The sequence below is a fragment of the Chloroflexota bacterium genome, from assembly GCA_018825785.1.
Classification (GTDB): domain Bacteria; phylum Chloroflexota; class Dehalococcoidia; order JACVQG01; family JAHKAY01; genus JAHKAY01.
This window is the reverse complement of sequence record JAHKAY010000060.1, coordinates 23,102-31,687: the sequence shown is the minus strand read 5'-3', so window position 1 is coordinate 31,687 and position 8,586 is coordinate 23,102. Positions and strand designations below refer to the sequence as shown.

Sequence of the window (8,586 nt, the reverse complement as noted above, 5' to 3'; positions counted from 1 at the left end):
CTGGAATCGAGTCTATGAGACCGTGCGCCCTCACCAGGCCCTAGGCTATCTCACTCCCGAGCAGTTCTACCAGACCTGGCTGAATTCTCACCCCACTAGAAAGGAGGAGGTCTTGTCCGATATGTCCTGACCCCGTACAGGCGGTTGCTTTCTATGAGAACCGCGGGTTACAATCAGCAGGAGGGGAGGGAAAGCTCTTCCATGTGGACGAAGGAAAGCCTGTGCGCACTGGTTCAGGACAAGCTGGCCAACTATCTCTTCATCGTGGTCTCCAACCGGGAGCCCTATATCCATACTCACGTCGGCTCTGAAATTCGGTGCCACGTCCCGGCCAGCGGGCTTACTCAGTTCGCTCTGAGCCCCAATAAAGTAGAAGCAGAAGTCCGGCGACAAAGAAAAGTAAGCCGACAAAGACGAGCGCCCAGATGACAGCTTCACTCCAATGTGTCGTGCTGAGGAATGCCGCGACCAGAAAGAGGAGAAGCATTATTGATAGGAAAACCACACCGAAGAAGCGAAAGCTGCCGCTGCCCATGCCTCGGTTATGACAAGCCATAGCGCGATGTCCGTCAAGCGGGGCCCAAGACAACCGCTAGTCCTGGGATATTGACAACCACCGCCTATTGAGTATGATGTAAGCAAACGTTCGCTTACATGTCTGGGAGGCGGCAATGACTCTAGAGCGCTCCCCCTTTTTTTCGCCCTAGTCCATGCCGCAGTTATCCTTTGGTCCCTTGGCGACTCGGGCTTTTCACTTGCTAAGAGGCGCAGATATCTGTGGGAATCATGCCTGGCAGGCATAGCTGGGAGAAATCTCAAGGAGGGGTAGTAGTGCACAGGCCAGAGGTGGATAGAGGCAAATTTGAGAGAGGCTCTGCTTTGTCTTTTGCCAAAGGGGAAGCCGCATGCTAGCAACCGATACTATTCTTGCACGAGACATTTTTCTTGCTGTGGCTATTGCCCTATCCATGTCCCTTTTCGCCGGAATTTTCTACTACATCCTGCGGCGGGTGGCGCGACGGATGGCGGCCAAGACAGGCACAGCCCTGGACAACATGCTGGTGGAAGCCCTGGAATGGCCTGGCCTTGCTGGCATAATCCTTGCAGGGATATACTTCGCCGTCGTCTATCTCCCCTTCAAGGAATCGTATGATTTCGAAATCAGAAGGGGCTTGCATGTAGCCTTCATCGTCCTGGCCGCCTACGGCGGGACAGCCCTGGTGGATAGCATCTTACGGTGGTTCAAGCTGGAGGGGACATCTAGGGCCCACACCGCCCTGGGCGACGGGATTGTCATCGTCCTCAGGGCACTTACCCCTCTGCTGGCCGGCCTCCTGGCGCTTCTGGCTTCCTTGGGGCTATTTGGCATTCAAGCAGAGGGGGTCAGGCACTGGCTTCTTGCTGATGGAACCCGCATAGGACTAATTCTCTTTCTCTCCGTTGCCGCGCTTTTTGCCCTCGGCATGGCCGTGCCTGCTGCCATCAGGTCCTTTGTAGCCACACAGGTGTCGGGACAGCCTGAGGAGGAGGTCCGGAAAAGGGTCAATACCCTGACCGCCGTCCTCCTAACCGCGGGGCAGGTCTTCATCATAGGCATAGCCACATTTATCATCCTCTCGGAGTTGGGCATCAACATCGCCCCGGTTCTAGCAGGGGCGGGGGTCGCAGGCATCGCCTTGGGCTTTGGGGCCCAGAGCGTTGTGAAGGACATCATCGCTGGCGTCTTCATAGTAATGGAGAACCAGTATCGGGTGGGCGATGTGGTGAAGATAGCCGACATAGCGGGCCTAGTGGAGGAGATTAATCTGCGCCGCACGGTACTGAGAGACCTGGACGGCATTGTGCATGTGGTGCCCAATGGGGAGATACGGGTGGCCAGCAACTTCACCAAGGAGTGGTCCCGGGTGAACCTGAATATCAGCGTCGCTTATGGGACGGACCTGGACCGCGCTATTGCGGTCATCAACCGGGTCTGCCAGGAGATGGCGGCGGAGGCCGAGTGGTCACCCGTCATCCTGAAGACACCCCAGGTGTTACGGGTGGACAACCTGGGAGACTCGGGGATTGAGCTTAAGGTTCTCGGCGATACCAAACCTATCCGGCAATGGGATGTGATGGGGGAAATCCGGAAGAGGGTGAAGAAGGCCTTTGATGAGGAAGGCATAGAGATCCCCTGGCCACACACCAAAGTCTTCTTCGGCAATTCGCCCTTTCCAGGCACTACCCAGGAAGGGAGAAAGGAGTCATAGAGATGTGGACGAAGGAAAGTCTGTGCGCACTGGTTCAGGACAAGCTGGCCAACTATCTCTTTATCGTGGTCTCCAACCGGGAGCCCTATATCCACACCCACGTCGGCTCTGAGATTCGGTGCCAGGTTCCCGCCAGCGGTCTGACCGTAGCCCTGGACCCGGTGATGCGGGCCTGCAGGGGCACGTGGATAGCCCACGGAAGCGGGGACGCCGACAGGGAAGTGGTGGACGACAAGAACAAGGTGCCGGTCCCACCCGAGGCGCCCAAATATACACTGAAACGGGTCTGGCTCACCAGAGAGGAGGAGGATGGCTACTACTTTGGCTTCTCCAACGAAGCCCTCTGGCCCCTTTGCCATATCTCCTACACCCGCCCCATCTTTGACGAGGCTGACTGGAATACCTATAAGAAGGTCAACCAGCTCTTCGCTGAGGCCGTGCTGGAGGAAGTGGAGGACAGGAAGGCGTTTGTCTTTGTCCAGGACTATCACCTGGCCCTCCTCCCCCGCCTTGTCCGGCAAGCTAACCCCAACGCTATCATCGCCCAGTTCTGGCACATTCCCTGGCCCAACCGCGAGGCCTTCCGTATCTGCCCGTGGCAGGAGCAAATCCTAGACGGGCTCCTGGGGAACCACCTGCTGGGGTTCCACATCCGCTACCACTGCAACAACTTTCTGGACACCACAGACCGGGCTATCGAGGCCCGCGTGGACTTGGACAGGTACGAGGTTTCCCGGGGCGGGAAGAAGACCGCCGTCCGCCCTTTCCCCATAAGCGTTGACTTTGAAGAGATTTCCCAGCAGGCCCAGGAAAAGGAGGTAGCCGAGGAGGTAGAAAGGCTGAAGAAGAGGCTGGGGCTCAGGGAAGAGCTGGTGGGTATCGGCCTGGACAGGATTGACTATACCAAGGGCATCCCCGACAGGTTCAGGGCCTTTGACCGTTTTCTGGAGAGGTGGCCGGAATATAAGAAGAGGGTGGCCTTCGTCCAGGCTGGGGTCCCCAGCCGTATTCATATAGGCACCTACAAGAAACTTAACGAAGAGATTGACAGCCTGGTGGAGGAGATAAACTGGAAACATGCCTCGGGGCACTGGAAGCCTATACACTACCTGCGCGAGCACTGCTCGCCCCTTACCCTCTTGGCCCTCAGGCGCATGGCCAATTTCTGCGTGGTAAGCTCCTTGCACGATGGGATGAACCTGGTGGCCAAGGAGTTTGTGGCCAGCCGCTCTGATGAGGACGGGGTCCTCATCCTGAGCCCCTTCACCGGGGCCGCCAGGGAGCTTACCGATGCCCTCCTGGCAAACCCCTACGCCACCGACCACTTTGCCGAAGCCATCAAGAGGGCCCTGGAGATGCCAGCCCCAGAAAGGCAAAGGCGGATGCGGAGGATGAGGGAAATAGTCCGGGAGAACAATATCTACAAGTGGGCAGGCGAAATTATCTCCGAACTGGTAAAATTTGAGTCCGGAGGGGGGTAGTTGGAGCATGTCTTCTCTGCCTGGCAGGATATCGGCAGGCGGCTCAAGGAAGCCAGGCATGTCCTCCTCCTCAGCGACTACGATGGCACCCTTACCCCCATTGTGGAGAGGCCCGAGCTGGCGGAACTCTCAGAGGAGACCCGGGAGCTCCTGCGGGCCCTGGCCCGCCAGAGGCACTTTACCGTGGGCATAATCAGCGGCCGGGCCCTGGGGGACCTCCAGGGGAAAGTGGGGGTGAGGGGCATTGTCTATGCGGGTAACCATGGCCTGGAGATAGAAGGGCCCGGGGTGAGCTTCGTCAACCCCCTCGCAGAGGAGGTAAAGCCCATCCTCCGCGTTCTCCACCAGGTGCTGAGCCGGGCCCTGGCCCCGGTGAGAGGCGTCCTGGTGGAGGACAAGGGGCTCACCTTGAGCATCCACTACCGCCTGGTGGCAGAAGATAAGGCCGAAGAGGTATGGACCATCTTTGAGCGCATCATTGATGCTGCCCGTTCCCTGGGGAAGGTGAGGGCCACCTCGGGCAAGAAGGTCCTGGAGGTAAGGCCGGCAATAGCCTGGGACAAGGGGCGGGCCATCGCCCTGCTCTTGGAGAAGTACCAGAGGCCTTTCCACAAGGGCAAAGTGCTGGCCGTTTTCCTGGGGGACGACCTGACCGACGAGGACGGCTTCAGGGTGGTAGAGAAAGGCAACGGCATCTCCATCTTCGTGGGGGAGGCAAACCCCGGTAGCCAGGCCCGCTATTTCCTGAGGTCACCAGCGGAGGTCCAGGAGTTCCTGGCGCGGCTCCAGGGGCAGGGCCGGCAGGGCACCCGATGAAGACGGCCCTTTCCTGGCTGGCCGAGAACTGGCCCGACATCGTCATCCCTCTGGCAGTTTTCTTGGCCAGCCTTATTGCTACCTTCTGGTTGAGAAGGGGCGCCTATCACCGCCTGGACAGATGGGCCAAAAGAAGCCGCTGGCCAGGGGATGATATCGTGGTTCAGGCCACCAAAACTGCTTCGGCCCTGTGGTGCCTGCTCCTCAGTGCTTACCTGGCCCTGGCCGTTTTCAGGATTCCCGCGGGATGGAAAGAACCCGCAGGCAAGGGGCTGGGAACCCTCCTCCTCCTTTCCGTTACGCTGGTGGCCCTTAACCTCGCCAGCAGGTTCATCCAGTTCTATGGCGATAGGCTCAAGATTCCCCGGCGCCCTGTTAGTACGGCCGGCCAGATTGTCAGGGTGGTCATCTTGGTTACCGCCGCGCTGGAGCTGCTGCATATCTGGGGGGTGCCCACCAGCCCTATCCTCCTGGTGATGGGGGTAGCTGTGCTGGCGGGGGCACTGGCCTTCAGGGACGTCCTCCCCAGCGTCTTCGCCGGGTTTCAGCTATCGGCCAGCGGCCACATCAAAGCGGGGGACTACATCAAGCTGGAGACAGGGGAAGAGGGCTATGTCACCGAAATGGACTGGAGGCACACCAGAATAAGGGCCATGGACGAGAGCGCCATCACCATCCCCAACAGCCGGCTCCTCCAGTCCACCGTCATCAACTACGGCCGGCCCCTGAAGAAGGCCAGCGAGCCTTTCCGTTTCTATGCCCGGGCCCACCTTAAGGAGTTGACCGGGCTCAAGGCCAGCAACCTGCGCCAGATGGTGGAAATACTCAAAGATTCCCCCGATTCTGTGGTCTATTACCACACCCACCACTTCCTGGAGGAACATCACTATCTCACCCCGGAACCAGCCAACGACTTTGCCCTCTGGGCGAGCGATGCTCTGGGGGATGAGGTGCTGGGGGAAAGACTGGCCAGTGTCGATGTCTTTGACCTACCTTCCCTGGGTGCCATAAGGGAAAGGCTGGTAAACATCATGGAGGAGCACCTCTCCCGCCAGCCCAATGGAAGGGAGGCGCCAGAGGGAAGGGAATTTCACTTCATGAAATCGGTGAGCGTAATCCTGCCCACGCCCTATGTGGCCCATGACCTGAGGGAATTTGTAGAGGCCCTGCGCAAGCTGAGCCTGGGCTCCCTCTACTATCATATCTTTGAGTCCCGGTTGAGGCTGGGGAGGGGGCTCAACGATTTCTCTACCTGGCTGGAGGAAAGGCTGGAGGAAAAGGAGCTGGCGGACAAGATTGCTCGCCTTGACCCTTATACTTATACTCTGGAGGGCTTAAGATCGTCACTCATACAGCTTATCGAGAAACGAATAAAGTGAGGCTATCGGACTACGAGCCCATTGTGGGCAGGAGCACCCTTGAGGAACTGAGGCTCCTGGCGGCCAAGCTCTCGGGGAAGGTCATCCAGAACATAAACTCCACCTTCACCGGGGGCGGGGTGGCGGAGATCCTGAGCCGCATGCTGCCCCTCTTGGGACAGTTGGGCGTGGACGCCCGCTGGAGTGTCATCAAGGGGAACCAGGAGTTCTTCCAGGTAACCAAGAAATTCCACAACGCCCTCCATGGCAGGGAGGAAAGGCTCTCCCCCCAGGAATTCTCCCTCTTCATGGAGACCAACCAGAAGAACATGGAAGAGCTAGAGCTCTACGGAGACATCATCTTCGTCCACGACCCCCAGCCGGTAGCCCTGGTGACAAGAAAGAAGGAGCTGGGCAGGAAGTGGATATGGAGGTGTCACATAGATGTCTCCAAGCCCAATCAGGAGGTCTGGAACTTCCTCTATCGCTTCGTGGTCCAGTATGATGCGGCGGTCTTCTCCGCCCCCGCCTTCTCCCAGCAGCTCCCCATCCGCCAGGTCCTCATCTCACCCTCCATCGACCCCTTGAGCGACAAGAACCGGGAGCTACCCCAGGAGACCGTTGACGCCGTTCTGGAAAGATACCAGCTTCCCCGGGAAAAGCCCATCATCACCCAGGTCTCCCGGTTTGATTACCTCAAGGACCCTATCGGGGTAATCCAGGCCTTTGAGATGGTGAGGAAGAGCATAGACTGCTGTCTTATCCTGGCTGGGGGCACGGCCAGCGATGACCCGGAATCAGACAGGGTCCTGGCGGAAGTAAGGGAAAGGGCCGAGGGGAACCCCGATGTCCATATCCTGGCTATCCCCCCCAACAGCGATATTGACATCAATGCCCTCCAGAGGGCCTCCACGGTCATCGTGCAGAAGTCGCTCAAGGAGGGCTTCGGGCTTACCGTGAGCGAGGCCCTGTGGAAGGGGAAGCCGGTGGTCGCCTCGGCTGTAGGCGGCATACCCCTTCAGGTGAAGAACAAGTTCACCGGGCTCCTCTCCCACGGAGTCGAGGGCACAGCCTACGCCATAAAGCAGCTCCTGACCAATCCCGAATATGCCCGGTGGCTCGGCGAGAACGGCCGACACCATGTCAAAGAGAACTTCCTCATCACCCGCCACCTCCGGGACTACCTTCTCCTCTTCATAGCCCTGGGCCACCCCGAGGACATCCTGTACCTGTAGGCCGATTCCCGAAGTGCCCTCACTGCAATAGGCCTCGTGGCAAATGGTTGCAGACTACTCTTCACTTCTGGCACAACCCCCTCCTCCTTGGAGACTCTGAAGGAAACAACACGCTAAGATGTTTCATCCTCATTTGGGCGAAACTGGCGAGGCAAAGAAAGAATTGACAAATAACCTCGGGTTAGTATAGTAATTATTGTTGATCCTGGGTAGGGATAATTTGTGGCAACTTAGGAATCAATACAACGGCATACTGCCCCTCGGGGTGATGAAGGGGCCTGACGGAGTGCCGAAGCCCCATGATGAGGTCTGGCGTATCCGGGATAAGGAAGGGAATGTGGTGCGGGAGCGGGCACCCACCCACCAGGGGTTGCTGCTAGCCTTCGAGATGGCGGCCCGGGGAGAAAGCGACAAGGCTATTGCGAGGGCCCTGAACGAGGCGGGCCACCGGACATGTGGGACCCATGGCTCGAACCCCTTCTCGAAGGATACAGTGCGCGACATGCTGCAGAACCGGTTCTACGTCGGCGAGTTGCCTGACGGTAGGAGCGGCTGGGTGAAGGGAAGACACGGCCGGATCATCCCTCCTGAACTTTTTGAGGCGGCCCAGGAGGCACGGTCTAGCCGACGACATCTACCCCAAACCATGCCAGGCAAGGCCCGCCACTATTCACTTTCAGGGGTGGCCCGCTGCGCCACTTGTGGTAACCGGCTCAGAGTGTCCAACAGCCTTCACCCACACCTGGCTTGTGCGAGGCGGCTCGATTCCGGCACGTGCAGAGAGAAGAGCGCCGGGCTAGGGCGATTGGAGAGCCAGATGGCCGCATACCTCAAGGCCTTCAAGCTTCCCCAGGATTATCAGGAGAAGATGCTGGCTCTCTGCCACGACAAGCAGCCTGAAGCAGCCTGAAAAGACGGCGGAGAGCGATACGGGAAGCATCAGTGCCAGTCTCAGCCGCCTTAAGGAACTCTACTTATTGGGCGACATCGACAAGGCTGAGTACCTGGGCGAACGCCAGATGCTGCAGGCCAGACTGGCGAAGGTGACGGTGGCACAGGCGAAGCCTGATTATCTCAGTAGGATGGCGCAGTTCCTCCAGGACCTGTCACTGGCATGGGAGGCCGGCGAGCAGCAACAACGCAAGCGCCTTGTGACCGAGGTATTTGAGGCTGTGTGGGTCAAGGACGCACTGATCCTGGGAGTAACACCCAAACCAGACATGATGCCGTTCTTCGACATGGTTCACGGCGAGGCATCAACCATTTCACAGACTGGCGGCCCCGACGGGGAACCAACCCTCACCTGCAACCTTATTACTCCCTATCTGAGCTGATACCCGACTGGCAACCTCCCGCAAGAGAATCCTCCAAAGCCATCTCTGGCAAGATATTGCCCCGGCCTCTAAGGGCCACTACATCCGGTTCGGAAGACCGAGGCTGGACTCCG

Annotated in this window: 7 protein-coding genes; all 7 read left to right on the top strand. The window is 58.6% G+C overall.

What is annotated here, in order from left to right; genetic code table 11:
• Positions 1–905 precede the first annotated feature (905 nt).
• The 7 genes from KJ624_08590 to KJ624_08560 all read left to right on the top strand — a co-directional run bounded on the left by KJ624_08590 (position 906) and on the right by KJ624_08560 (position 8,473).
• A complete protein-coding gene (locus KJ624_08590; protein ID MBU2009874.1) occupies positions 906–2,249 on the top strand; it encodes a mechanosensitive ion channel family protein in 1,344 nt (447 codons plus the stop codon).
• A gap of 65 nt (positions 2,250–2,314) precedes the next feature.
• On the top strand, positions 2,315–3,730 hold the full coding sequence (locus tag KJ624_08585) for a trehalose-6-phosphate synthase (protein ID MBU2009873.1): 1,416 nt from the start codon (positions 2,315–2,317) through the stop codon (positions 3,728–3,730).
• Complete coding sequence (gene otsB, locus KJ624_08580) at positions 3,731–4,546, top strand: trehalose-phosphatase (GenBank protein MBU2009872.1); 816 nt, start codon at positions 3,731–3,733, stop codon at positions 4,544–4,546.
• The gene (locus KJ624_08575; protein ID MBU2009871.1) at positions 4,543–5,925 is read left to right on the top strand and encodes a mechanosensitive ion channel; all 1,383 of its coding nucleotides are present in this window, start codon (positions 4,543–4,545) and stop codon (positions 5,923–5,925) included. The genes otsB and KJ624_08575 overlap by 4 nt, the downstream gene beginning before the upstream one ends.
• Positions 5,922–7,139, top strand: a complete 1,218-nt coding sequence (locus KJ624_08570) for a glycosyltransferase (GenBank protein ID MBU2009870.1) — start codon at positions 5,922–5,924, stop codon at positions 7,137–7,139. The genes KJ624_08575 and KJ624_08570 overlap by 4 nt, the downstream gene beginning before the upstream one ends.
• A gap of 286 nt (positions 7,140–7,425) precedes the next feature.
• Entirely contained in the window at positions 7,426–8,049 is a 624-nt protein-coding gene (locus KJ624_08565; GenBank protein ID MBU2009869.1) for a recombinase family protein, read from the top strand.
• A 67-nt stretch (positions 8,050–8,116) separates the two neighbouring features.
• Positions 8,117–8,473, top strand: coding sequence for a hypothetical protein (locus KJ624_08560; protein MBU2009868.1), 357 nt, complete (start codon positions 8,117–8,119; stop codon positions 8,471–8,473).
• Positions 8,474–8,586 lie beyond the last annotated feature (113 nt).